At 61.8% G+C, this 25212-nt stretch carries 23 protein-coding genes and 1 riboswitch; of the genes, 6 read left to right on the forward strand and 17 right to left on the reverse strand.

Going from position 1 to position 25212, the window contains the following annotated elements; all coding sequences use genetic code 11:
* Positions 1-165 precede the first annotated feature (165 nt).
* Positions 166-1653 (reverse strand): type 2 periplasmic-binding domain-containing protein, encoded by a 1488-nt coding sequence (locus tag C1725_RS14020; RefSeq protein ID WP_102412194.1) that lies wholly within the window; start codon positions 1651-1653, stop codon positions 166-168.
* Between the two features lie 174 nt (positions 1654-1827).
* Here C1725_RS14020 and C1725_RS14025 point away from each other — a divergent pair, with 174 nt between their 5' ends.
* Positions 1828-2778 (forward strand): NAD-dependent epimerase/dehydratase family protein, encoded by a 951-nt coding sequence (locus tag C1725_RS14025; protein WP_102412195.1) that lies wholly within the window; start codon positions 1828-1830, stop codon positions 2776-2778.
* A gap of 69 nt (positions 2779-2847) precedes the next feature.
* Here C1725_RS14025 and C1725_RS14030 read toward each other — a convergent pair whose 3' ends face one another.
* The 7 genes from C1725_RS14030 to C1725_RS14060 form a co-directional block, all read right to left on the reverse strand.
* Positions 2848-3621: an ABC-2 family transporter protein gene (locus tag C1725_RS14030; protein ID WP_102412196.1), complete on the reverse strand. Its 774-nt coding sequence runs from the start codon at positions 3619-3621 to the stop codon at positions 2848-2850.
* A gap of 1 nt (position 3622) precedes the next feature.
* Positions 3623-4426, reverse strand: coding sequence for an ABC transporter permease (locus tag C1725_RS14035; protein ID WP_102413348.1), 804 nt, complete (start codon positions 4424-4426; stop codon positions 3623-3625).
* Between the two features lie 253 nt (positions 4427-4679).
* A complete protein-coding gene (locus C1725_RS14040; protein ID WP_102412197.1) occupies positions 4680-5801 on the reverse strand; it encodes an aldo/keto reductase in 1122 nt (373 codons plus the stop codon).
* Positions 5802-5920: 119 nt separating this feature from the next.
* Positions 5921-6559, reverse strand: coding sequence for a thiamine phosphate synthase (gene thiE / locus C1725_RS14045; protein ID WP_102412198.1), 639 nt, complete (start codon positions 6557-6559; stop codon positions 5921-5923).
* Positions 6549-7367 (reverse strand): bifunctional hydroxymethylpyrimidine kinase/phosphomethylpyrimidine kinase, encoded by an 819-nt coding sequence (gene thiD, locus C1725_RS14050; protein ID WP_102412199.1) that lies wholly within the window; start codon positions 7365-7367, stop codon positions 6549-6551. The genes thiE and thiD overlap by 11 nt, the downstream gene beginning before the upstream one ends.
* Before the next feature lie 31 nt (positions 7368-7398).
* On the reverse strand, positions 7399-8067 hold the full coding sequence (locus C1725_RS14055; RefSeq protein WP_102412200.1) for a thiaminase II/PqqC family protein: 669 nt from the start codon (positions 8065-8067) through the stop codon (positions 7399-7401).
* A gap of 717 nt (positions 8068-8784) precedes the next feature.
* Entirely contained in the window at positions 8785-9690 is a 906-nt protein-coding gene (locus C1725_RS14060) for a LysR substrate-binding domain-containing protein (protein ID WP_102412201.1), read from the reverse strand.
* Between the two features lie 117 nt (positions 9691-9807).
* On the opposite strand from C1725_RS14060, the gene C1725_RS14065 reads away from it, so the two are divergent.
* Positions 9808-11265 (forward strand): aminotransferase class I/II-fold pyridoxal phosphate-dependent enzyme, encoded by a 1458-nt coding sequence (locus C1725_RS14065; protein WP_102412202.1) that lies wholly within the window; start codon positions 9808-9810, stop codon positions 11263-11265.
* 65 nt (positions 11266-11330) lie between these two features.
* Here C1725_RS14065 and C1725_RS14070 read toward each other — a convergent pair whose 3' ends face one another.
* From C1725_RS14070 to C1725_RS14105, 8 genes are all read right to left on the reverse strand, one after another.
* Positions 11331-12032: an ATP-binding cassette domain-containing protein gene (locus C1725_RS14070; protein ID WP_102413349.1), complete on the reverse strand. Its 702-nt coding sequence runs from the start codon at positions 12030-12032 to the stop codon at positions 11331-11333.
* 7 nt (positions 12033-12039) lie between these two features.
* Positions 12040-12837: an ABC transporter ATP-binding protein gene (locus tag C1725_RS14075; protein ID WP_428829602.1), complete on the reverse strand. Its 798-nt coding sequence runs from the start codon at positions 12835-12837 to the stop codon at positions 12040-12042.
* A 50-nt stretch (positions 12838-12887) separates the two neighbouring features.
* Positions 12888-13934: an ABC transporter permease subunit gene (locus tag C1725_RS14080; RefSeq protein ID WP_102412203.1), complete on the reverse strand. Its 1047-nt coding sequence runs from the start codon at positions 13932-13934 to the stop codon at positions 12888-12890.
* 13 nt (positions 13935-13947) lie between these two features.
* On the reverse strand, positions 13948-14823 hold the full coding sequence (locus C1725_RS14085; protein WP_102412204.1) for an ABC transporter permease subunit: 876 nt from the start codon (positions 14821-14823) through the stop codon (positions 13948-13950).
* A 203-nt stretch (positions 14824-15026) separates the two neighbouring features.
* Entirely contained in the window at positions 15027-16196 is a 1170-nt protein-coding gene (locus C1725_RS14090) for an ABC transporter substrate-binding protein (protein ID WP_102412205.1), read from the reverse strand.
* 187 nt (positions 16197-16383) lie between these two features.
* The gene (locus C1725_RS14095; RefSeq protein WP_102412206.1) at positions 16384-18210 is read right to left on the reverse strand and encodes an ABC transporter transmembrane domain-containing protein; all 1827 of its coding nucleotides are present in this window, start codon (positions 18208-18210) and stop codon (positions 16384-16386) included.
* Positions 18207-19940, reverse strand: coding sequence for an ABC transporter transmembrane domain-containing protein (locus C1725_RS14100; RefSeq protein ID WP_102412207.1), 1734 nt, complete (start codon positions 19938-19940; stop codon positions 18207-18209). Before C1725_RS14100 ends, C1725_RS14095 begins: the two co-directional genes overlap by 4 nt.
* Positions 19937-20392 carry a MarR family transcriptional regulator gene (locus C1725_RS14105; protein WP_102412208.1) on the reverse strand — a complete coding sequence of 152 codons (456 nt, stop codon included), beginning with the start codon at positions 20390-20392 and terminating at the stop codon, positions 19937-19939. The genes C1725_RS14100 and C1725_RS14105 overlap by 4 nt, the downstream gene beginning before the upstream one ends.
* A 154-nt stretch (positions 20393-20546) precedes the next feature.
* On the opposite strand from C1725_RS14105, the gene C1725_RS14110 reads away from it, so the two are divergent.
* From C1725_RS14110 to C1725_RS14125, 4 genes are all read left to right on the forward strand, one after another.
* Positions 20547-21422 (forward strand): zinc dependent phospholipase C family protein, encoded by an 876-nt coding sequence (locus tag C1725_RS14110; protein WP_346026687.1) that lies wholly within the window; start codon positions 20547-20549, stop codon positions 21420-21422.
* A gap of 23 nt (positions 21423-21445) precedes the next feature.
* Positions 21446-21889, forward strand: coding sequence for an HD domain-containing protein (locus C1725_RS14115; RefSeq protein ID WP_102412210.1), 444 nt, complete (start codon positions 21446-21448; stop codon positions 21887-21889).
* A 77-nt stretch (positions 21890-21966) separates the two neighbouring features.
* Positions 21967-22066, forward strand: a riboswitch (THF riboswitch).
* A 61-nt stretch (positions 22067-22127) separates the two neighbouring features.
* A complete protein-coding gene (locus C1725_RS14120; protein ID WP_346026688.1) occupies positions 22128-22679 on the forward strand; it encodes a folate family ECF transporter S component in 552 nt (183 codons plus the stop codon).
* A gap of 78 nt (positions 22680-22757) precedes the next feature.
* The gene (locus tag C1725_RS14125; protein WP_346026689.1) at positions 22758-24191 is read left to right on the forward strand and encodes an ArnT family glycosyltransferase; all 1434 of its coding nucleotides are present in this window, start codon (positions 22758-22760) and stop codon (positions 24189-24191) included.
* A gap of 88 nt (positions 24192-24279) precedes the next feature.
* Here C1725_RS14125 and C1725_RS14130 read toward each other — a convergent pair whose 3' ends face one another.
* Complete coding sequence (locus tag C1725_RS14130; protein WP_102412213.1) at positions 24280-25203, reverse strand: SH3 domain-containing protein; 924 nt, start codon at positions 25201-25203, stop codon at positions 24280-24282.
* Between the last annotated feature and the right edge of the window lie 9 nt (positions 25204-25212).

The raw sequence follows: 25212 nt of genomic DNA on the forward strand, positions 1-25212 counted from the left end.
TAGATACCTTCTTTCTGTACGCAGGGCCATGCGCCGCATTGCGCGCGGGCCCCTCATTCGACAAAATCATCATAGCATAATTGTGCGCTTTTTTCAACATCGCACAATGAACGCAAAAGCCGCCGGAACGCGTCCCATTGGGGCGCGTTCCGGCGGTCCCGCATTTTAACGTATGGCCTGCAGCGCCTCATTAAAGATGGCGGCGAGGCGCTCGCCGTCCGGTCGGACGCTCTGGACAAACGCGTCGAAGCTTTCGTCCGTCAGTTCTACTTCGCCCGTGGCAAAGCGCCCGATCGCAAGATCCACCGCTTCGCCCAGGCGAAGCTGCAGCGTCTCCACCTCTTCCGCCTGCTCCCGCGTCAGATAGCTTCTTGCAACCGGCATCGTGGCGATCGATTGCAGCCGCTCGCTCTGCGCGCGGTTATAGCGGTCCACGTCGCTGTCCACCTCGCCGAGGAAGTCGTAGGGCGTCAGCCCCGGCGTGGGAATCGCGCCGGAGGTCGCCATCAGGGACTGCGCGTTGAGCATGTCGATGGTCGTGTAGGTATCCACCTTCCACGTCCATCCCGCCTCGCCCGTGACGTAATCCTCGTCCTCGACACCCGCCGCGGCGAGAATGCCCCCCGCCTCGCTGTAGAGATAATCCACCCAGCGCAGCGCGGCGGCCGGATCCTCGCAGGCGCTGGTGACGGCAAACGCGCCGCGCGCCACGGTGCCGATCATGTCGCGCCACAGGCCGGTCGCGGGCACGATCACCTCGTAGTCCATGTTGGCGTCGATCCCGACCGACGCATAGGGGGCCAGCGTCACGATGCAGCCGGAGGTCACGGCCGTGTTCGCGTTCTGAGAAGATGAGGAGGACGCCTCCAGCGCCTGCACGGCGTTCAGCCCCGTGAACGCGTCCTTGCGAAGCAGCCCCTCCGTGTACAGTTCGTGCAAATACTCGATAAAATCCCTGTAAGCGCTGAGCGTCGGCGCAAAGACGACCTGGCCGTCCACCGTGGTCAGGTTGTAGTCGTCCGCGTTTATGCCGAAGAGCGGCAGCAGCCACTTCATCGCCCAGACGCCCGTCACGTCCAGCCCGACCTCGTCCGCCTTGCCGTTCCCGTTCGGGTCTCCGTCGCGGATCGCGATCAGCGCGTTCTTCAGCTCCTCCGGCGTCGTGGGCACGTTCATCCCCAGCTTGGCCAGCCATTTGCTGTTGATCCACAGGCCCACCTGCCGCTCCTTCTCCGTCAGCATCGGCAGCGCCGCGATGCGCCCGTCCGGCAGGGTGATCTCCGCACGCCATTGCGGGTTTTGCTCAAGCAGCGCCGAAAGGTTCGGCGCGTTCGCCTCAAGCAGCGGCGCCAGGTCGATCAGCGTCCCGTCATCCAGCAGCTCCCGCTCCTGCGCGGGGCTCAGCGTCGCGCGAAAGAGCACGTCCGGCATGTCTGCTTTCAGGTTTTGCAGCGCCTTTTCGTATTCCTCGCGCTCCGTGTATTGGCGCAGCTCGAAGGACACGCCCGTACGCTCCGCCATGCGGGAAAAGAACTTGCTTTGGCTCCAATCGCGCCCGTTCGTCTCGTCGTAGCCCATCATCGTCATCGCTTCCGCCTGCGCCGTACTCACGAGCAGCAGCGCCATCAGCAAAAGACACAAGATTCGTTTCATCCAGTCATCCTCCCTGCACGTTCTAAGCCTCATTATAACACATCACAGGGATCCCTGCCAACGTGATTCCGCGCCGGTCAGCGGCCCCCGAAGCTCTCTCGGTGCTCGTTCCGCGCCGGCCGCAAGCGCGCATGATTCCACCCTCCGACGCATAGCTTCTGCGGGAGGGATACGATGCGTGCACTTTTGGAGGAAACCTTCCGCGGCCTGCGCGCCGTGGTGATCGGCGGGGACTATCAGCCCGCCGTATGGATGCGTGCGCTTCTTGGCGTCTTGGGCGCACAGACGGCTCAGGTATCCGGATCCGCGCTGCTCAGCGCCGACGCGCTCTGCGGCGTGCTCACGCATGAACGGCCGCAGCTCGTCATCTGGGCTTCTCGCCCGCCGCAGGATAAGCGCATGGACACGGCGGAGTGGGTGCGCTGCGCGCAGACGCTGGTCACGGAATCGCGCGAGGCGGGCGTCCGGCTCATCGTCCGCTGCTCCGACGCGTGGGTGTACAGCGCCTCGCCGCCCGCCTTTCCGCCCGACCAGACCGACGCCACCGGCGGGCGCAACGTCAGCGGCCTTTGCGAAAGCCTCGTGCAGCAGGTGCTCCTCGCGGCCAGCCGCGCGCTGATGGGCGATCCGGTCAGCGCCGTCTGCGCACGCCACCTGCCGCTGCTCTACGGTGCCGCCTCCGACGATCCTTTGGACGAGTGGATGCGCCGCCTGCGCCTGAACGAGCCGCTGCATCTGGGCGGCTCCGGCTGCGCGGCAGTCTTCATGCATCCGCTCAACGCCTACGCGGGCGCGCTGAGCGCTGCCGCCATGGTGCTGCGACACGGCGATGCCTACACCGGCGCATGGAACTTTTCTGCGCCGCCGGAATGCGTGCTTTCCCGCCGGGGCGCGGTGCGCGTGCTGCGGCGCACGCTGAAGAGCGATTCCGCCATCACGGAGGACGCCCTGCCGCTTTGCCCCTACCCCGCCATGCTCTGCGACCGGCCGGCGCGCGAGCGGCTCGGCTGGCACGTCGTCTGGGACGCGGAGGAGGCGCTCGAAAGGTACTGCGCCTACCGTCCCGGCTGCGAAGAAAAGCAGGCGGAGCGCTTCATGGAGCGCATGGACGAGATGGAGAGGTGACGATGCAGCCAGGTTCCCGGCAAGGGCGCAAAGCCTTCCGGGGACCTGGCCGCATACGGTTTTGCCGTCTCACGATCCGGTCGACTTGTAATGGCGAAGCCCAAGCCGAAAGAGCGCGTAGCTGGGTGCGAGAAAGAGCATCCCCACCAGGGGAAGAAGGGCGAATAAGGCGCTCTGCTCCCTGTCCAGCAGGTACAGAAGCGGATAGTATTGAAACAGCGCGAGCGGAATCACGAACGTCAAAAAGAACAGCGCGTTCTTCCCGTAGATCGAAAACGGATAGTTGCCGAACTTCCGGCCTCCGTAGGTAAAGAAGTTGAAAAACTCCAGCCCCTCCAGCGTGAAGAACGCGCAGGCGGCGTAGATCAAAAAAAGGCTGAAGAACAGGATGCTGCCGCTCAGGATCATCGTGCAAAGCGTGAGGGCCTTCCCCCACGTCCACGCGACCCCACTCTTCGGCACGGCGTAGCAAAGCACGAGCACCGCCTGCAAGAGCAGGCCCAGCCGCGTAAAGTCCATCTTAGGCGCCAGCACCTGCATTAGCAGGCTTCGCGGACGCACGAGGGCGCGGTCAAACTCGCCATTTCCGATCATGCTCGGAAAAGCGGCGAAGCCTCCCCCCGCCATCTCCCCCAGGGAGAACGCCATCACCACCACGGAAAAGCAGAGAAGCACCTCCTCGTACGTGAATCCTTCCACCGCGTGAAAACGCGAAAACATGAAGGAAATGCCAAAGAAGGCGGTAAACGAGGTGATGAACTGGCCCAGCGTAGTCAGGAAGAACGACAGCCTGTACTGCATCTGGCTCTTGAGGTGAACGCCGGTCATCTTGATGTAAAGCATGTCAGCCTCCCTGCACGACCACTTTTTGAAGAGCGCTGCGCATCGCAAGCTGCCCGACGAGCATCAGCGCCGCAAGCCAGAAAACCTGAAAGGCAATGCCCTGAAGCGCCGCCGCGCCCGCGATATGGCCGCTGTAAATTCTGAGCGGCATGTTCTGCATGGCCGCGAACGGCAGCCGCTCCACAACGGCCAGCACCGGGGCGGGAAAAAACGGAAGCGGAATGACGGCTCCGGACAGAAAGCTCGTCAGGGCGCTCACGATGATCTTGACGCCCCGCTGTGAAATCGTGTAAAACAGCGAGATGTACATCAGCATCGCAAACGCGACCACCACGCCCAGCGCCAGCACGGTGGAAAACAGAAAAAGCAGAAACTGCAACGCGTCCGGCGGTAGGGACATGCGGTAAGGCGCGGGCACGACCAGCGCCAGCAGGAATGCGGGGGCGCAGTTGAGCAGCGTAAACGATATCCTGTTGGCGGCGGACTGGGAAAACCAGCGGCCGTACAGACTCATGGGCCGAACAAGCTCGTAAGCGATCGACCCGTCCCGGAGGGACGCGTAGATCTCGCCGTCCTGAAAGACGACGGAAAAGAGCACGAGCAGAATTTCCTGCATCCACAGGTAGGAGACGGTCTGCGAAAACGTCATCGGAAACGACTCCGGGCTCGCGCGGTAAAACGCCGCAAACGCCAGGATCTCCATGATGCCCCAGCCAAACCTTGCCGCCATCTCTCCAAAGAGGACGGCGCGGTACTGCAGGTTGTTGATAAAACGTATACGGAACACGGAAAGATACTTTTTCACGCACATGCCTCCTGCCGCCCGCTCATTTCTATTTCATATTTATTCAGCTTTTATCATAGCGTAAAAAGCGCGGGAAGGGAAGCCCGAACGCCCCCTTTGCGCGGCAGGAACAAAAGAACGGCAGAGCCGCAGGCTCCGCCGCCGGTCACCGGCAAAGCCGGTCCATTCGATTTCATAGAAGGGGTCCTCTTCGTACATTTCCCCCGCACCTGACATGGTTTATCCGCATCGAAACGCAGGCGAGCGCCCGGGCTTACTTTTCAAACGCCGCCTTCGCCCTTTCCAGTTCCTCGATGATGTGGATGTGCTGGGGACAGACGCTCTCGCACTGGCCGCAGGCGATGCACTTGGACGCCACGCCGCCTTCGCGCGTTTCCCATTCGTAATCCCCCTGCGCGCCCGCCTTGTTTCCGTACACGAGATTCGTGTTCATGGCCTTGAAGATGCCAGGAATGGCGATGCCCTGCGGACAGCCCTTGACGCAATATTGGCAGTTCGTGCAGGGGATGCGCGGGCTCGTGGCCAACGCGCGCTGCGCGCGGGCCACGGCCTCGCGCTCGGCTTCGTCCAGCGGTTTGAAGCGCTCCATGAAGGAGACGTTGTCCTTCATTTGTTCGAGGCTCGACATGCCGCTGAGCACGGTGACCAGTCCCTCCAGCGAGGCGGCGTAACGGATCGCCCAGGAGGAGAGCGAGGCTTCGGCATTCGCCGCGCGCAGCTCCTTCGCCACGTTGTCCGGCAGGTTGGCGAGCGATCCGCCCTTGACCGGCTCCATCACGATCACGGGCTTGCCGTGCTTTCGCGCGACCTCGTAGCACCTGCGGGACTGGATCGATTCGCTCTCCCAGTCGGCGTAGTTGATCTGAAGCTGCACAAACTCCATCTCCGGGTGCCGGGTCAGCACCTCGTCCAACACGTCCGCCTTGTCGTGGAAGGAGAAACCTACGTGGCGGAGAAGGCCCTTTTCCTTCTGCTCGGCCACGAAATCCCAGATGCCGAAGCGGTCGAAGAACTCCGTGCGCTTGTCGCCAAGGTTGTGCAGCAGGTAAAAGTCGAAGTATCCCGCGCCCGTGCGTTTAAGCGAGGTGAAGAGCATGTCCTTCGCCTCCTGCGCGTTCTTGGGGCCCGCCCAGGCCGGCAGCTTGGTCGCGAGCTGAAAACGGTCGCGCGGATAGCGCTTCACCAGCGCCTCCCCCGCGGCCAGCTCTGACTTGCCGCCCAGATAGCCAAACGCCGTGTCGAAGTACGTAAAGCCCTTCGAAAGGAACAGATCGACCATCTGCTTGGTCTGCTCGATGTCCACCTCTTCCCCGATCATCGGCAGGCGCATCAACCCGAACCCCAGCTTGGGGATGTTTTCTCCTAAGTATCCCATGTCGCTTCCTCCTCCGCAATATACTGCACCTATTATAATCCCTGGAGTGCGCTCAAGGTCAAGGGGTTTTCCCCAATCTGCAAAAAAGTTTCGCGCGCGCCGCGTTCTTCGCTTCCATGTCAGCGTCCGCGTCGTCCACCCGCGCGCTCAAGGCAAAGACGCATCCGCTCCGCCGCCGCGCGAACGTCCGCCTGCGCGAGGATCGCGGATACGACGGCCACGCCCGCAAGGCCCGCGGGCAGCAGCGGCACGGTATCTTCGCGGATGCCGCCAATCGCCACCACCGGCAGCCGAACCGCCCCGCAAATGCTTTGAAGCGTCTGAAGGCCGACCGCCTTTGCATCGGGCTTGGTGCTCGAAGGAAAAATTGCGCCGACGCCCAGGTAATCCGCCCCATCCGCCTCGGCCCGCACCGCCTCTTCGACCGTCGTTACGGAAACGCCTAAAATTCGTTTTGAACCCATCAGCCGTCTCGCCGCAGCCGCGGGCAGGTCGCTCTGCCCGACATGAACGCCCGCCGCGTCGGATGCCAGCGCGATATCTGCCCGATTGTTGACGATGAGCGGCACGCCGTATCGGTCCGTGACGCGCTTCACCTCCAGCGCCCGCCTGAGGAAGTCCGTGGACGGCGCGTCCTGCTCCCGGATCTGGACCATCGTGCAGCCGCCGCGAATCGCGCGCTCCACCGCATCCGGCAGCGTCGCATCCCGAATTACGTCCCTGTTCGTGACCAGATAAAGGGTATAGTCAATCTGCATGCTGCGCCTCCTGTGAAATCCCCGCGCTGTACAGGGAATAAAAGTGATTCGTCGGCCCATTTCCATGACCGATGGACAGGGCGTGTTCGATCGCCCCCTGTACGTATTCCTTCGCCAGCCTCACCGCTTCTACCACCGTGCATCCCCCGGCGAGCCGGGCGGCGATCGCCGAAGAAAACGTGCAGCCCGTGCCGTGGGTGTTCTTCGTCCGGATTCGTCTGCCGGGAAAGCGATGGATCTGTTCGCCGTCGAACAGGACGTCGACGGCCTCTCCGCAGGCATGTCCGCCCTTCACCACGACCGCCCTGCAGCCCATGGACCGGATGCGAACGGCCGCCCGCTCCATGTCCGAAAGGCGCTCAATCGTCATCCCCGTGATCGCCTCCGCCTCCGGAATGTTGGGCGTCAGCACCTCCGCGAGGGGGACGACCTCACGGATCAGGCAGCCGATGGAGGATGGCTCCATCAGGGGGCTGCCGTTCTTCGCGTACATTACCGGGTCTACGACGATGTGCCGCGGCCTGTATGCTTTCAGACCCGCGACCACCGCGCGCATGCATGCAGGGGACGAGAGCATGCCAACCTTGACCGCGTCCACCTCGACGTCCTCGAACACCGCGTCCATCTGCTTTCGGATCATCTCCGGCGTGATCTCCTGTACATCCAGCACACGGCACGTGTTTTCCGCGACGACCGCCGCAATCACGCTCATGCCGTACACGCCGTGCGCGGAAAACGTCTTCAAGTCGGCCTGCACGCCCGCGCCCCCGCTGCAGTCCGAGCCCGCGATGGTCAAAACCTTTTTCATGTGGGTTCCTCCTTTTCATTTGCGCGATGGATCACGCTTTTGAATCTGCCTCGCGCGGCCCCGCCATCCGAAAGAAGCCCCACTCCAAAAGGCTGGCCTTGCGAAATGCGGAAAGCTGACGCGCCATCTCCCGCGCATCCCGCGGGCAGCAACGCTCTTCCGCAAAGGCGCTCCACTGTCCGCACCGCAGGGCGTATTGCGCGTCCGCGTAATCCTCGATGAAGTCCCAATACCGCGAGGCCTTCGCCCCTTCATCCTTCGCGACAACGCGAAAGATGTAGCTGTAGCTGAGCATGCAGGGCAAAAGTGCCGTCAGGATTTCGCCGCCGTCCCCCCGCTCTGCCACCTCGGACAGAAAACGGATGTATCGCCGCGCCGCCGGTTCCGGCGTCATGCGCTCGACGTCGCCGTCCGTAAGTCCATAGCACCTCAGATAGCTCAGGCGGACGGCCGACTCTCGATCCGTCACGAAATTCAGCATGTCATAGTAGACCTGAATCTCGCGAAGCGTACGCGCGTGATAGATGGCCTTGCCGTACGCGCGGGCATAGTGCTTCAGATAGATGCTGTCCTGGATCATGTACCGCCTGAACGCCGCGTGCGGAAGATCGCCCCGCGCCAGCCCCTGTATAAACGGCGTTTCCAGGCAGCTGTTCCAGACGGGCAGTGAATCTCTGACCGCGCACTCGATAAACGACATATTCACCCTCCAAACAAAGAAAGAGCCTCCGCCGCCCGGAAGCTCTTTCATACGCGACAAAAATACCGGCGTAAGAAATTGCTTCCCTACGCCGGTATTAACCGACAGGTCAAGAGGTCAGGTCTTACCTTTTTCAACTTATACAGTTCCCTCGCAACACGATGTCTATGAAATTTTCGTCAAACCCTATCCTGTATGAACCTGCGGGCAGTATAACATGCGGCGGCGGACGGTGTCAAGAGGGCATTTCGGAATCTTCCCAGTCCGCTTTTTGTCATGCCCTTTCTTCGCCGCAAAGGGGAGCTGAACCGGATAAAACGCGCCTTCTTCCGGTAGGCTTTCGGGGTACGCCGTACAGGCTGCGAAACGCTTTCGTGAAGGCCTGCTGATTTTCAGCGACGTCAACGAGCGCCTCCTCCGTGCCGACGAGGCGTCGCACGCCTCCATCAGCGGCCTGCGGCGCACTTGCAGATAAACCGCACAGGCTACCCTAGCCGTGAACATTCGCTCAACGTGGTACTTAGCCGCATGCCGCCGCCGCGTCGTCGAGCCGAAGATTCTTCCTCAGACTGCCCTCTAAAAAAGCGGCCGCGCGGGCGGTGCCCTGCGCGTTAAGCTCCCTCATGTTCTTATCCTCTGCGCCCCGTATAACAACGCGGCGGACAGATTTCTTATCCAAAGTTGCGAAAGTGCGCAAACCCCGGCTCTTTCCCCTGTTCAGGCGCACGGCGCGGAGGGATCTTTGGCGTGCCTTGTCATCAGCTCCAAAAAGCGTTCCATTTGGGGCGTGATGCACTTGTGCCGATGGTAGACGAGCTGGCTGTACATGCAGATTTCAGGGCACGTCGTGTCCAGCGCGGAAAGGCTGCCGTCGCGTATAAAATCCCGCACGACGAACTCCGGCAGAAACGAAACCCCGTGGTTTTGCAGCAGCAGCTTCGTGATGACGCCGGTGTTGCCGGTTTCCAGAAACGGATGCAGCTCGGCGCCTTCCGCCGCCAACGCCTGCTCCATCGCGTAACGGTAGCTGATCCCCTTCTCCGTGAGCACGAACGGTTCCCTGAGCAGGCGCTCCAGGGGAATTTGTCTTTCCCGGGTCAGCGGATGCTCCGACGACGCGACGAATACCGCGGCTTCCGGGCGTTCTGCTACCTTCACCCACTCCGGGAAGTCGATCTTTTGATCCAAAAAGTACAGAACGTCGATGTCGTTGCGCCGCACCATGTCAAACAGATCGGACACAGGGGCCGTGTGCGTGCTGACCTCCACGTGCGGGCAAATCCGGCCAAACTCCATCAGGATCGGCGGCAGCACGCTGATCAGGAGGGATTCGGCCGTGCCGATGCGCAGCCTGCCCGTGACGTCCCCCGGCGTACGCGTGACGTTTTCGGCCCCGCGCACCGCGTCTAAAATCTCCAGCGCACGCGGGAGCAGCCGCTCTCCTACCTGCGTCAGCTTGACGTGTTTGCCGATGCGCTCAAAAAGCTGCGTGTGCAGCTCCTTTTCGAGCTGCTTGATCTGCATGGTGACGGCGGACTGCGAGTACCCGAGCTGCTCCGCAGCCTGGGAAAAATTTTGCAGCTCCGCGATGCGCACAAAGGTCGCGATGTTTCTGATTTCCATAAGCTCTCCCATCAATTATTTTGAACCATATCATAAAAACAATGAATTTCACAAATCGACGGGTTTTATGGTACAGTAATGCCTGAACAATGTCAAGCGTACGAGGGAGGCAGAACCATGGAGGCAGCGATGGAAAGACAGATCGACAGCGCCGGAGAACTGATGAAGGAATTTATCGATACGGTTCTCGGGCTTTACCGGCATATCGGCGAGGAAGACGTTCTCCGTCAGGCGGACGGTGAAACGCTCCAGCGTCTCCTGTCGCGCGGGATTCCGCGGGAAGGCCGTCCGGTCGACGAGGTCTACCGGGAAATGCTCAGCGACGTGTACACAAAGAACGCACTGGTGCAGCATCCCCGCTGCTTTGCGTGCATCCCCAGCCCCGTCTCCCTCTTTTCCTGGATGGGCGACGTCATGACCAATGCATTCGACCCGCACGCAGGGTGCCGGATGAACGCTTCCGCCGCTGGATGTGTAGAGGAGGCGCTCGTTCGCTGGATGTGCGGACTCGCGGGCTATCCCGATGGATGCGGCGGGCTCTTCGTCTCCGGCGGCTCCATGGCGAACCTGACCGCGCTGACCGCCGCGCGGGACGCTAAGCTGAGCGATGCAGAGCGGGCGTCCGCCGTCGCCTACGTCTCCGATCAGACGCATTCTTCCATCGCCAAGGGGCTGCACATCATCGGCTTTCGGGCCGATCAGGTGCGAAAGGTCCCCTCGGACGCGGCCTTCCGCATGGACGCGGGCGCGCTGCGCGCCGCCATCGCGGAAGACAGTGCCGCCGGAAAGAAGCCGTTCGCCGTGATCGCGACCGCCGGCACGACGAACACGGGGAGCATCGACCCGCTGCCCGAAATCGCCGCGATATGCCGCGCGTATGGCCTGTGGATGCACGTGGACGGGGCCTTCGGCGCGTCCGTCCTGCTGTCAAAGCGCTACCGGCATCTGCTTTCCGGGATCGAGCTTTCCGACAGCCTGAGCTGGGATGCACACAAGTGGCTGATGCAAACCTACGGGTGCAGTGTGGTGCTCCTGCGCGATCAGGCCCACCTTCTGCGCAGTTTTGCCGTACATCCGGAATACCTGAAGGACGCGGGTGCGTTTAACCAGAGCCCGGACTTTTGGGACTTGGGTCCCGAGCTGACGCGCCCTGCGCGAAGCCTGAAGCTGTGGCTCACCCTGCAGGTCATAGGCAGCGAGGGCATGGGCCGGGCGATCGAGCATGGATACGCGATGGCCGATTTCGCCGCGCAGCTCGTGCGGCAGCAGCCCGACTGGGAAATCGTCTCGCCCGCGCAGCAGGGGATCGTGTGTTTCCGCTTTGCCCCCGCAGGCGTGCCCGCCCATCGGCTCGACCGAATCAATCAGGAAATCGCCCATGAGATCACGCAAAGCGGTTATGCGCAGGTACTCACCACCGAGCTGCGGGGCCGGAAGGTCTTACGCCTGTGCACGCTGAACCCCGAAACGACGCCGGAGGACATTCGCGCGACGGTCGCACGCCTCGTAAAGAGCCGCGCGGCCGCAAAGGGGCGCGGCTCTGAAGAGGCGCATGCGAAGAAAAAGGTTTCGTAAATACGCCGATTTCCCCCCACGGCACATCAAAAAGGAACCGGAAAATTCTCCGATTCCTTTTTGCATCAGCCGCCGAGGTACGCTCGCTTGACGCCCTCATCCGACAGCAGTTCCTGCCCTGGGCCGCTCAGGATGATGTGGCCCGTTTCCAGCACGTAGCCGCGATCCGCGACAGACAGGGCCATGCGCGCGTTCTGCTCCACCAAAAGGATGGTGACGCCCGCCCTGTGCAGCTCCTTGATGATGTCGAAGACCTGCTCGACCAGCAGCGGCGCGAGGCCCATCGAGGGTTCATCCAGCATGAGCAGCTTGGGCTTGGACATCATCGCACGGCCCATGGCCAGCATCTGCTGTTCGCCGCCGGAGAGCGTGCCCGCGATCTGCCTGCGGCGCTCCTCCAGCCGGGGGAAACGCTTGAACACGTCCTGAATGCCCGCGGCGATCTGGCCGCCGGGCTGCGTGTAACCGCCCATCTCCAGGTTTTCCTCCACGGTCATCTGGGTGAAGACGCGCCTGCCCTCCGGCACCTGCGCGAGCCCCTTTTCGACGATCTTGTGCGGCTGAACGCCGCCCAGCTTCTCCCCCATGAACTCGATGGAGCCGGTCTTGCTGTGCAGCAGGCCCGACATCGTCTTGAGGATGGTCGACTTGCCCGCTCCGTTCGCGCCGATCAGGGTGACGATTTCGCCCTCTTCCACGTGGAAGGATACGTCCTTGATGGCATGGATGGCGCCGTAGTAAACGTTGATGTTATCGACATTCAGCATCATGGCGTCATCCCTCCTTGCCGCTGCCCAGATAAGCCTTGATGACCTCCGGGTTGTTCTGTATGTCGTCCGCCGTGCCCTTGGCGATGATTTGGCCGAAGTTGAGCACGCAGATGCCCTCACAAATGCCCATGACGAGGTTCATGTCGTGCTCGATGAGCATGATGGCGATCTGGAACGTATCGCGGATCTTGACGATGTTGTCCATCAGCTCGCTCGTCTCCGATGGGTTCATGCCCGCCGCCGGCTCGTCCAGCAGCAGCAGCTTGGGCCGGGTCGCCAGCGCGCGCACGATCTCCAGGCGGCGCTGCGCGCCGTAGGGCAGGCTTCCGGCCTCGTGATCCGCCAAGTTCTGCATGTCGAAGATCGACAGCAGCTCCAGCGCGCGCGCACGGGCACTGCGTTCTTCCTTCCAATACGACGGCAGGCGCAGGATGGCGCTGCCCAGGTTGTACTGCATGCCGCCCTGCATACCGATGAGCACGTTGTCGAGCACGGTCAGGCTTTTGAAGAGGCGGATGTTCTGGAACGTACGCGCGATGCCCGCGCGGTTGACCTGGATAGTGTTCATGCCCGCCGTGTCGCGGCCGTCCATCAAGATGGTTCCGCGCGTAGGCTGATACACCTTGGTCAGCAGGTTGAACACCGTCGTCTTGCCCGCGCCGTTAGGGCCGATCAGGCCCGCGATCTCCGTTCGGCCGATGGCCATGTTGAAATCGCCCACGGCCGTCAGGCCGCCGAAGTCGATGCCGAGGTGGCGGCACTCCAAAATGGGCGCCTTGTCCACGTCGCGCTCCGGGATGATGTTGGGATTCGGAACCGGCACCAGCTTGGGCTCCGGGATGCGTCGATAACTCACGGTTTAGCCGCCTCCTTCCCCTTCTTAAAGCCGCCGTTCAATGCCTTCTCCAGAATGCGGGAGAGGGAGAAGTCGTAGGTTCCCAGCAATCCCTTCGGGCGGAAGATCATCATGACGACCAGCAGCAGCGAATAGGCGACCATGCGGTATTCCGCGATGCCGCGCAGCAGCTCCGGCAGGATGGTGAGCACCGTCGCCGAGAGGACGGAGCCGAGCATCGAACCCATGCCGCCCAGCACCACCAGCACCAGAATTTCGATGGATTTCATGAACTTGAAGGTCGAGGGGTACAGGGACCCCAGGTACCCCGCGTACAGGCAGCCGGCGATCCCCGCGAAGAAGGCGGATACCACGAATGCCATGACCTTGTAATAAGTGGTATTGACGCCGCAGGCCTCCGCGGCGATTTCATTTTCGCGGATGGAGAGAATCGCGCGTCCATGGCGAGACTTCATGATCATGTGGATCACGAGGCACGTCACCGCGACGCAGATGAACACCAGCGTGAAGGAGGAGGTCTTGGGGATGCGCTTGAGGCCCGACGCGCCGTAGGTGAACTTGAAGCCCAACACCGAATCGATGTTGGTGAGGATGACGCGGATAATTTCGCCAAAGCCCAGGGTGATGATCGCCAGGTAGTCGCCCTTGAGGCGCAGCGCCGGGATGCCGATGATGAGACCGAAAATGCCTGCCATCACGCCGGAAAGCAGCAGTGCCAGAATGATATACGGGATGCAGGCCGCCATGTCGCCCGCCTTGAGCAATTCAGCTAAGGGGGTGGCCTTCATGAAGATGCCGCCCGTGTACGCGCCGACCGCCATGAAGCCCGCGTGTCCCAGCGGAAGCTGGCCCAGGTAGCCGGTCGCCATGTTGAGCGATACCGCGAGGATGATGTTGATACCGACGGTCACCAGGATGCCGGACCAGTAGTTGGTGATCGCGCCGTTTTGAATCTGCGCGTAGAGCACGGCCCACAGGGCGATGGTGAGCAAAAGGTTGATGCCGTAGCGAACGGGCATGGAGATCCGTTTCTTTCTCGTCATATCGCGCACCTCCTCAAACCTTTTCCGTCACGGGACGGCCCAGAATACCGGTCGGCCTCACCAGCAGCACCACGATGAGGATGGCGAAGACCACGCCGTCCTTCCAGACGGATAGGCCCGCTGCGGAAACCAGCGCTTCGGCCATGCCGATGGCGAAGCCGCCGATCACAGCGCCCGGAATGGAGCCGATGCCGCCCAGCACGGCGGCGACGAACGCCTTCAGACCCAGCATCGAGCCCATGGTGGGGCTGGCCTGCGGATAGGCGCACAGGTAGAGCACCGAGCCGATCCCCGCCAGCGCCGAGCCGACGGCAAACGTAAAGGAGATCGTCCTGTTGATGTTGATGCCCATCAGCTGCGCAGCGCCCATGTCCTCGGAAACCGCGCGCATGGCCTTGCCCAGCTTCGTGCCCTGCACGAGGAAGCTGAGCGCCAGCATGGCGACGACCGAAACCACAATCGTAAGCAGCGCGGCATAGCTGATGTTCACGCTGCCCAGCGTGAGGTTGCCGGTTACCATCGTGTCCATGCTCTTTGTGTCCGCGCCGAACAGAAGCTGCGCACCGTTTTCAAGCAGGAAGGAAACGCCGATGGCCGTAATCAAAAGCGACAGACGCGGCGCGCTGCGAAGCGGCGTATAAGCCACCTTCTCGATAACGACGCCGAGCAGCGTGCTCACCAGCACCGCGAGCAGGACGGAAAGCAGCGGGTGCAGGTGAAAGCTGGTGATTGCGTAATAGGTCATGTAAGCGCCGACCATGATGATGTCGCCGTGCGCAAAGTTGAGCAGCAGGATAATGCCGTATACCATGCTGTAGCCCAGCGCCACCAGGGCATAAATGGATCCGGACTGCAGTCCGTTGATGATCTGGGCGATAACGAGGGACATCCGTGCGTCACGTCCTTTCATTCCTTGCGGCGGAATCAACCTCCCGCAGCGCCTGCGATACGGACGTCCATTAGCCGCCCCCGCCAAGCGGAGACGCCCAGTGGACGTCCGTCTCTCATGAAGCAGGAATTTCGTCCCGCATATAAGGACAATGCGGGGGGAATTTGTACTTCCCCCCGCTCAAATAGGTGCCGATATGAGGCTTAGTACAGCTCGGTGAACTTCTCTTCGCCGCCCTGGAGCTGAATCATCGCAGCGGACTTGATGGGGTTGTTGTACTCGTCGAACGTGTAGGAACCGGTGATGCCCTCCGTGCCGTCGTTAGCGGCCAGCGCGTCGATGACGGCCTGCTTGTACTCCTCGGAGCCAGCCTCAGCGCCCGTCTCCTCCGCGCTCGCCAGCGCGTTGCACAGCAGCATCGCGGCGTCGTACGCAAGCGGGGCGAACATGTTCGGCACGGGCTCGCCGTAAGCGGCCTCGTAGTCCTTCTCGAACTGCGCGACGGACTCGGTGCCCGGGGCGTAGCCGGAGCAGTACACGCTGCCCTCCAGGTCCTCGGCGGTGGCGTAATCCTTGATGCCGCCAAAGCCGTCGCCGCCCAGGAACGTCGCGGTGATGCCCACCTGACGGCCCTGCGTGATGGCCAGGCCCGCTTCGCCGTAGTAGATGGGGCAGAAGACGACGTCCGGCGCCTGCGCGGCGATGTTGGTCATCTGCGCGCGGTAATCGCGGTCGCCCGTGGCAAACGCCTCGGTCGCCACGATCTCAAGGCCCAGCTCGCTGGCCTTGGACACGAACGCATCCTTCAAGCCCTCGGAGTAATCGTTGCCCGTCTCGAAGAGGATCGCGGCCTTCTTGGCGCCCAGCTTGTTAAACGCATAGTCCGCCATCTTTTCGCCCTGGAACGGATCGATGAAGCAAGAGCGGAACACGTTGGTGCGCAGCTCGCTCTCCGGGTCGTCCGGGTCGATCATGGTGACGCCCGCCGCCGTCGCGGAAGCGGTGATCTGCGGCATGTTCACCTCATAGGTCGCGTCGGCCAGCGCGATGGTCGCGCCCGTCAGCACGGAGCCGATGACGGCGGTGACGCCGTTGTCCATGGCTAGGTTAAAGGCGTTGACGGTCTCGATGCCGTCGGCCTTGTCGTCGTACTCGAGCACCTTGACGGTCTTGCCGCCGATACCGCCCGCCGCGTTCAGCTGGTTGATATACAGCATCGCGGCGTTATGAACAGGGATACCGTACTGGGCATAGTCGCCCGTGGTGTTCGTGATCAGCGCAATGGTGATTTCGCCTGCCGCGTCGTCCGCAAAGACGGAAACGCTCATCAGCAGCATGGCCACGCACAGCACGATGGCGGTGAGTTTTTTCATGGCGATCTCCTCCTACTAATCCTTCTATTGCAAAAGGGCGCACGCGCTGCGTGCACCCGTCGCAATCGCTCCATGGAAACGCGCGTATACCCGCCGCATCATCCATGTCGCCTATTATACAATTCCCGGTTCCCTGAATCAAGTGTTTTTTATATTTTTCCTCTGTTTTGCAGGAAAAGGTCCTCTATTATGCACTTGCCTCTTCCTCGCCCGCAAACTGGCTGTTGTAAAGCCGCGCGTACGCGCCGCCCTTCGCCATCAGCTCGTCGTGCGTACCCGTCTCCACGATGCTTCCGTCCTGCATGACGAGGATCACGTCCGCGCCCCGGATGGTCGAAAGCCTGTGGGCGATCACGAAGCTCGTGCGCCCGGCCATGAGCCTGCGCATCGCCTCCTGGATGAGCACCTCGGTGCGCGTGTCGACGCTGCTGGTCGCCTCGTCCAGAATCAGGATCGGCGGATCGGAAAGCAGCGTGCGCGCGATGGTCAGCAGCTGACGCTGGCCCTGCGAGATGTTTCGCGCGTCCTCCAGCAGGAGGGTGTCGTATCCCTCCGGCAGCGTGCGCACGAAGTGATCGACGCCCGCCGCCTTCGCCGCGCGCAGGATGGCCGCTTCGTCCGCGCCCTTCTTGCCGTAAGCGATGTTTTCCCGGATCGTGCCGCTGATGAGCCAGGTGTCCTGCAGCACCATGCCCAGCGCTTCGCGCAGTTTTTCGCGCGGCAGGGTCTTGATGTCCACGCCGTCGATCAGGATACGTCCGGCCTTTACGTCGTAAAAGCGCATCAGCAGATTGACGAGCGTCGTCTTGCCGGCGCCCGTAGGGCCGACGATGGCCACCATCTGTCCGGGCTCTACGTGCAGGTTCATGTCCTGAATCAGCGTCTTGTCGTCGGTATAGCCGAAATCCACGTGTTCAAAGGTCACCGCGCCCTTCGCGTGCGCGAGGCTGACGCCCTTGTCCTCGCTCTCAATCTCCTCCGGCTCGTCGAGCAGTTCATACACGCGTTCGGCGCTCGCTACGGCGCTTTGCAGCACGTTCATGATGTTGGCGACCTGGCTGATCGGCTGTGTGAACTGCTTGTTGTAGGTGATGAAGGCCGTCACGCCGCCGACGCTCATGCGTCCGGAGATGACCATCAGCGCGCCCACCACGCACACGCCGATGAAGCCGAGGTTGCCGATGAGGTTCATCATCGGGTGGATGAGGCTGGAGAGGAACTGCGCCTTCCAGCCGACGGTATACAGTTCCTCGTTCTGCTCCTCAAAGCGCCGGATGGAGTTCTCCTCCTGACCGTAGAGCTTGACCACGCTGTGGCCGGTGAACATCTCCTCGATATGGCCGTTCAGGTCGCCGGTGACCGCCCACTGCTTTACGAAGAGCTTTTGTGAGCGGCGCGTGATGAACATCGTGCCCGCCATGATGAGCGGGAGCATCAGGATGGTCATGAGCGTGAGCAGCGGCGACAGGGAAAGCATCATGATCAGGACGCCGATGAGCGTGACCACGGCGCTGAGCACCTGCGTGACGCTCTGCTGCATGGAGTTGGCGACGTTGTCGATGTCGTTCGTCGCGCGGGAAAGGATGTCGCCGCGCTCGTTGTGGTCGAAATAGGAAAGCGGCAGCCGCCCCATCTTTTCGTCTACCTTGCGGCGCAGGGTAAACATGACGTCCTGCGTCACGCCGACCATCTGCACCTCCTGAAAGTAACGGAAGACGGAGGAAAGCACGTACAGGCACAGCAGGCCTACGAGCACGCGGGCGAGCATGGAAAAGTCGATGCCCGTACCCAGGCCCAGCGCGTCCGTCACGATGTCGATCGCGTGCTCCACCATGCGCGGAGCGGTGATGTTGAAGATGTTCGCCGCGACCACGGCAAACAGCACCAGCACCAGCTTCATGCGCAGCGGCTTAAACTCGCCGAGCAGCCGCCGAAACGACCCCTTAAAGTTCTTGGCGCGGGCGGTTGCCTGCGCTCCTTTGCGGCCGCGATGGCCGCGTCCCGGTCCCATCATGAGGCTTTCTCCTCCTCTGCATGCTGCGACAGGGCGATCTGCCGGTAGACCTCGCAGCCCTCCATCAATTCTTCGTGCGTGCCTATGCCGGCGATGCGGCCGTCGTCGAGCACCACGATGCGGTCCGCGTGGCGGATCGTCGAGATGCGCTGCGCGACGATGAACACCGTGGCCTCCTTCGTCTGCGCCGCAAGCGCCCTGCGAAGGCGAGCGTCCGTCTCAAAGTCCAGCGCGGAGAAGCTGTCGTCGAAGATGTACACCTCGGGATGCCGGATCAGCGCCCGGGCGATGCACAGCCTCTGGCGCTGGCCGCCGGAGAAGTTCGTGCCTCCCTGAGCGACGGGGGCGTCCAGCCCATCGGGCAGCGCGCGCACGAAGTCCTCCGCCTGCGCCGTACGCAGTGCCTGCCACATCTGCTCATCCGTCGCGCCCTCCAGCCCCTGGTTCAGGTTGGAGCGAATCGTACCGCTGAACAGAAACGCCTTCTGCGGCACGTAGCCGATGCGCGCGCGAAGCTGCGCCTGCGTCATGTCGCGCACGTCCGTGCCCGAAAGCAGGATGCGTCCGCCGGAGACGTCGAACATGCGGGGGATCAGGTCGATCAGCGTGGACTTGCCGCTGCCGGTCGAGCCGATGATCGCGGTCGTCTCCCCCGCATGCGACGTAAACGCGATGTGCGAGAGCACGTCCTCCTGCGCGCCGGGGTAGGCGAAGCGCACGTCCTCAAAGGCGACCTCTCCGCGCGCGGGCAGGCGCTCCGCCGGGTGTTCTGGGTCTTCCATGGACGGCTCCACGGAGAGCACCTCTACGATGCGCTCGGCCGAGGCCTGCGCGCGCGGCAGCATGACGAAGATCATGCTGAGCATCATCAGAGACATCAGGATCATTGTCGCATAATTGATGAAGGCCTGCATGGCGCCGACGTTCATGGCCCCCATGTCGATGCGCTTGGAACCGAACCAGAGGATCGCCACGGTGACGAGATTGAGGATCAGCATCATGCCGGGCATCATGATGCCCATCAGCTTGCCCACGCGCGTGGATACGTCCTTCAGGTCAAGGTTGGCTTCCTCAAAGCGGCGCTCCTCGTCGTGCGTGCGGCCGAAGGCGCGGATGACGCGCATGCCGCTGAGCACCTCGCGCAGCACCAGATTGATGCGGTCTATCTTCTTCTGCATCGACATGAAGTAGGGCAGTCCCTTTTTGATCGCGAGCACGATCAAACCCGCGATCAGCGGCAGCGCCGCGACGATGACCCAGGAGAGCGCCACGTCCTGCGACAGCGCCATGACCACGCCGCCCAGGCACATCAGCGGTGCCATGACCATCATGCGCATGAACATCATGACGACGTTCTGCACCTGTTGTACGTCGTTGGTCGTGCGCGTGATGAGAGACGGCGCGCCGAAGCGGTTCATGTCCTCCTGCGAGAAGGATTCGACCTTGTGAAAGATCGCGCCGCGCAGTTCCTTGCCAAAGCCCATGGCCGCGCGCGAAGAAAAGTAGCCTGCCACGACCGTCGCCGCGGCCGACAGCAGCACGAAGAGCAGCATGATGCCGCCTTGCTGCAGCACGAAGGCGACGCTGGGCTCCGGACGAATGATTTCGTTGGTAATCTTCGCGTTGACCGAGGGCAGCAGCAGTTCCACCAGGCACTGCACCACGACCAGCCCGATCGCGCAAAGGGCCCATTTCAGGTAAGGGCGCAAATAATGAAGCAGTCGTTTCATAAGCTCGAAGATTCCTCCTTAGGCAATTTTCCCGCGATGGCGGCGCTGAGCCGCTCGAGCATGTCGGAAAGCTGCCGCCGCTCTTCCTGCGTCAGCGTCCCGAAGATGTCCTTTCCCATCTGTTCAATCGTATCTTTCAGCCGCATGACCACCGCCCGCCCCTCCGGCGTCAGCCGCAGGCGCGTCACGCGCTGGTCGTGTTCGTCCGTGTGGCGCTGCACGAGTCCCTTGCCGGCCATGCGGCGAAGCATGACCGTCAGCGTAGCCGGTTTGACGGACATCGCCTCGGCGAGCTCCCGCTGGCTGATGTCTTCCCTGTGCATGAGCGCCATCAGCATCTGCGGCTGACCCGGGTACAGGCCGAGCGCCTCCAGCTGCGCATAAGATATCAGAAAGCAATGCCTGTTAAATCGCATCATTGACTGAAGCAGCGCGTGATATTCGCCCTCCATACTGTCTTCCTCCCCGGTTTTTCGCGCAACGATTAGCCGTCAAACTTTTAAAAGCGGGCACCATTGTAGCACAAGCAGGAAAACAAGTCAAGCAAGGCGAACCTATATCTTGTTTTCAACATCATACCGGTCAATGAACCAAAGGAGACAGCGCATGCCCGCATCCTATCTGCATCAGTCCGTCGCCCGCGCCGTGACTGGCGGCAGCCCCGCCGCGCTCGCCGGCGCCGAGGGACCCGACCCCCTCTTCTATTGCTTCCACCATGCGAAGGGCGCGCCTTTGCCCTTCGCGCTCGGCAGCCGCCTGCACAAGTCGCGCACGGGCGCATTTCTGCTCTCCCTGCTGCGCAGTGCGAAGACGCCTGCCCAGCGTGACTATGCGCTGGGCTTTCTGACGCACTATGCGACGGACACCACGTTTCATCCCTTTGTCTACGCGCACGCAAACGCGCCGGAAGGCAAGTATTCAACGAACCTGCACTGCACGCTCGAACACGCGCTCGACGCGTGGCTCTACCGAATAGAGGGGCACGAAACCGGCACACCCCGCCATATGGCGGGCGTCGCCGCGCTTCGCCCCGACGAATGCGAGGAAATCGCAAAACTGCTCTGCACCGCGGTGCTTGAAACCTATTCCGATGTGCACGTTCAGCCCGCCTTTTTCCAACACGCGTTCAAAGACAGCGCGGCGCTCACGCGCATTCTGCACAGCCCAGGCGGCACCAAATATGCGGTCTTCGGCGCGCTGGCCCGTCCCTTCGGCCTGAAAAAGACGCTGCATGCGCACATGGTGCCCACGCGCCTGCCGGAAGGGGATTTTTTAAACCTCGCGCGGGACACCTGGGAAAGCCCCTTTGAATCCGGTGAACGGAGGGACAGCGTTCCGGAGCTGCTGGCTGCCGCCAAGGCGCGGGCTGCGTCGTTCGTCTCCGCCGGCCGGGCGTATCTGGCCGGTGAAATGGCGGAGACGGAGCTGTCAGGCATTCTCGGCTCCATGAGCTACGATTCGGGGCTGCCCTGCCGCGAATAACAAAAGACGAGGAGGTCTTCAGCATGATCTACACTCCGCTGACGCGCAAGGCCCTGCGCATCGCCTATGCCGCCCATCACGGGCAGGTCGAGTGGGACGGCGTGCCCTACATCTTTCACCCGCTGCACCTCGCGGAGCAGATGAAGGACGAGACCGCCACCGCCGTCGCGCTGCTGCATGACGTGGTCGAGGATACGAAGCTCACGCTCAGCGACCTGCGTGCGGAAGGATTTCCCGAACGCGTCCTGGAGTCCGTTTCCCTGCTCACGCACGACAGGGCCGTCCCCTATGCGGACTACGTGGCGCGGCTCGCCAAGGACCCCGTCGCGCGCGCCGTCAAGCTGGCGGACCTTCGCCACAACATGGACGTCACGCGGCTGGAGCACATCGGTCCAAGGGAGGCTGAGCGGCTGGAGCGCTACCGCGCGGCGCGCGTATTTCTGGAAAGCTTTGGCCCGGACCGCTGATTTCTATTGCAATTCCTGTGCGCTGCCCTTATAATAAGGCTGTCTCCTGTGATTCGTCAGATGGCAGGGATCGCCAAGGCGATGACGGTTCAGGCGCGTCAAGTGCTCATGTACGGGAATACCATGGGACGAAGAAGCCTTTATGGCTTCGCGGTGGCTGAGCCGACCCCGACTGCCCTTCTGTTTCGGGCACCTCTGCGAATCCGTTCCTTTCCGATTTGCGGGAGGTGCTTTTTTCATGCAGCATATTTCTGTCGGCTCATCCTTCTCCGCGTCTGCCTCGTCGCTCAGGCGAACGTACACGCTCGCGCTCACGGGCGTCCTCATCGCCATGCAGCTCGCTCTTTCCTCTGTGGCGGTCTACGTCACCGCGGACATGCGCATCACGTTCGGCTTTCTCACCATCGCGGCGACGGCTACGCTGTTCGGCCCCGTCGTCGCGGGCGTGCACGGCGCGCTGGCCGACATCCTGGCCTGCTTCCTCTTCCCCGCGGGAGCTTATTTCCCCGGCTATACGCTCACCGCCCTGCTGGTCGGCCTGCTTTACGGCCTGTTCTTCTACCGGCGTGAGGTGCGTCTGTGGCACGTGCTCGTAGCGCAGCTCGTCGTTGACCTGCTTTGCCACGTGCTGCTCAACACGCTCTGGCGCTCGATGACCGGCGGCAGCGCGATGATGGCGCTGCTGCCCGTGCGGCTGCTCAAAAATGCGCTGTGTTATCCGGTCAACTGCGCGCTGCTCTACTTCCTGCACCGGCTGCTCCGGCGCCTTCCCGCGTCGCTGAAAAGGTAGCGATAAAACCGAATCCGCCCACCGTGGAAACAGACGGTGGGCGGTGTTTATCACGCTGATAAGGAGTGTTACATGCACATGGTATCCGTTCGAAAGCATTCCCGTGAGGCGCTCTTTGCGCTCTGCTTTGCGTCTCTGGTCTGCATTGCTGCGTTTCTCTGCTTTTATAAGCTCGATCGTGCCGCTATCGCAAACTGGGACGAAGCGCGTCACGGCGTCAACGCCTACGAAATGCTGCAAGGCGGAAACCCTGCGGTGAACACGTATGCCTATGCGCCTGACATGTACAACCTAAAGCCGCCGCTCGTCACCTGGGCGATCGCGCTCGGGTATCGCCTGTTCGGCTATAACGAGCTGGGGCTTCGCTTCTTCTCCGCCCTTTCGCTCTTTTGCACGATCCTGCTGATCGCGGTCTACACGTTGAAGCACTACGGAAAAACGGCCTCGCTTTGCTGCCTTTTCATCTCGCTATGCTATTCCTGTCTTTACTTCGACCACTGGGGACGCTCGGGCGATCCCGACGCGATTTACATCCTCTTCTTTACCCTTTCCATGCTGAGCATGTCCTATATCCCGCAAAAGCCTCAAGCGCTTTACGCGGCGGGCTTCTTCTTCAGCCTTGCGTTTCTGTCCAAGAGCTTTCACGCTCTTTCTATCGTGGCCATCGGCGGTTTGTTTCTCCTGCTTACAGGGACGTTCTTCCGCCTCCGTCCGCGTCAGTGGTTCCTCTTTTTGTGCAGCTCTTTTCTCCCCATCTTTGCCTGGGCTGCGTTCCGCTTTGTTCAGCCGGACGGCCCCGCCTTTTTCAGACAGATGATCGGCTACGATCTCCTTCGGCGCAGCGGCGAAGCGCTGGAGGGGCATCCAGGCGGCCTGCTTTACTACGTCGATTTTTTCAGGCAGAAACCCGATTTCTTCGCCTGCATATGCCTATGCTGTTACGGCCTGGCTCAACGCACCGCAAGCTCTCAGCCTCTCTCCGCACGCGCTCAAACGCTGCTGCTGTGGTTTACGGTCACGCTCCTGTGCATTTCTTTCCCCCGGACAAAAATTTCCTGGTACGCTTATCCGGCCTTTTTGCCTTTGATAATCGCCGCTTCCGCTTCGCTTGCCGCGCTCCTGCGCCGTCTTACGTTCAAAACGTTCTGGCCCAATGCGGCGCTGCTGCTGCTATGCGCCGCCCTCCTCCTGCCCAACCTGAGCAGCAACCTGCAAAGGGTGCGGTCCAGCCGCTCCGACAGCATGATGCAGGTCTTTATGAAAAGCGCGCTGCAGGATCATGCCTTCAGGGGCCGCAGGCTCTATCGCACAGGGGATTGGCAGCAGGCGGAGCTTTTACAGGCCGAATTGTGCATGGACGCCCGCTGTGAGGACGGCGGAATCGACCGTTTTCTGCAGTCCGAAGCCGGCGCTTTGCTTCTATGCGAAGAAGAGGACATTACGCCGGCGCTGCGCACCCATTCACAGCTGTTGACGGTGATGGAAAGCTGCTATCTGTTCGAACGCCTGTAACGGCTGCGCGTCGATGCGCGGGATCCCGCGCATCGTTTCAACCTAAAAGTCCGCCGAAGCGCATGCTTCGGCGGACTTTCATTTGCGCTTAGAAGCGCAGGAAGTAGGTGCTGATGTAACCGGTCTTGCCGTTGATTTCAACGAGCGTCCAGTCCGTGCCCTTGTCGAGCACGGTCACCTTCGTGCCCACCTTGTAGGTAGCCAGCACGGTGCTGCTCAGGCTCGGGCCCTTGCGGAAGTTGACGATGGAGTTTCCGTTCGGGTTGTACAGCGTCGCACTCTTCGGCGAAGAGGTAATCTTCACGTACTTGGCCATCATGTAGCCGTGCTTGCCGTCCACCTTGACTTCGTGCCAGGTCGAACCCTTCTTGAGGATCTGAACCTTGGTGCCATTCTTATAATAGCCGAGCACCTTGCTGTCCTGGGAGGCCTTCTCACGCAGCATCAGAACCTGCGTGCTCTTGGGGTTGTTGACCACGCCGTTCGCGACGACGCTGGAGCTGCCGCCGGAAGAACCGCCGGAAGAACCGGTGCTCAGATACTTCGCGGACATGTAGCCGACGTTGCCGCCGACCTGCACACGATACCAGGCAGAACCCTTCTGCAGCACCTCGACCTTGGTGCCCTTCGGATAAGAAGTGATGATGTCGGCGCTTTCGCTCGGAGCGGTACGCAGGTTCAGGCCACGCGTATTCGTGTTGACCGTCGCCGTGGCGATCACGCTGTCATTGCCGCTGGACAGGTACTTGGCCATCATGTAGCCGGTCTTGCCGCCGACCTGCACCTTGTGCCAGGTGTCTCCGCGCTCGATGATGTCAACCCAGGTGCCCGTCGGATATTGACCGAGGACCTTGGCGTCCGTGCTCGCCTCTTCGCGCAGGTTCAGCGCGCCGCCCTTGACGATCGCCGTATCACCGGCCATCGCCAGCAGAGGGAATACACACAGGAAGCAGAGCATCAGGAACATCGCGCATCTTTTGTACGACCCGGACTTGTAGGATTTCGTAATCATAGAGAAAAC

The sequence above is a fragment of the Beduinella massiliensis genome (assembly GCF_900199405.1).
Taxonomy (GTDB): domain Bacteria; phylum Bacillota; class Clostridia; order Christensenellales; family Aristaeellaceae; genus Beduinella; species Beduinella massiliensis.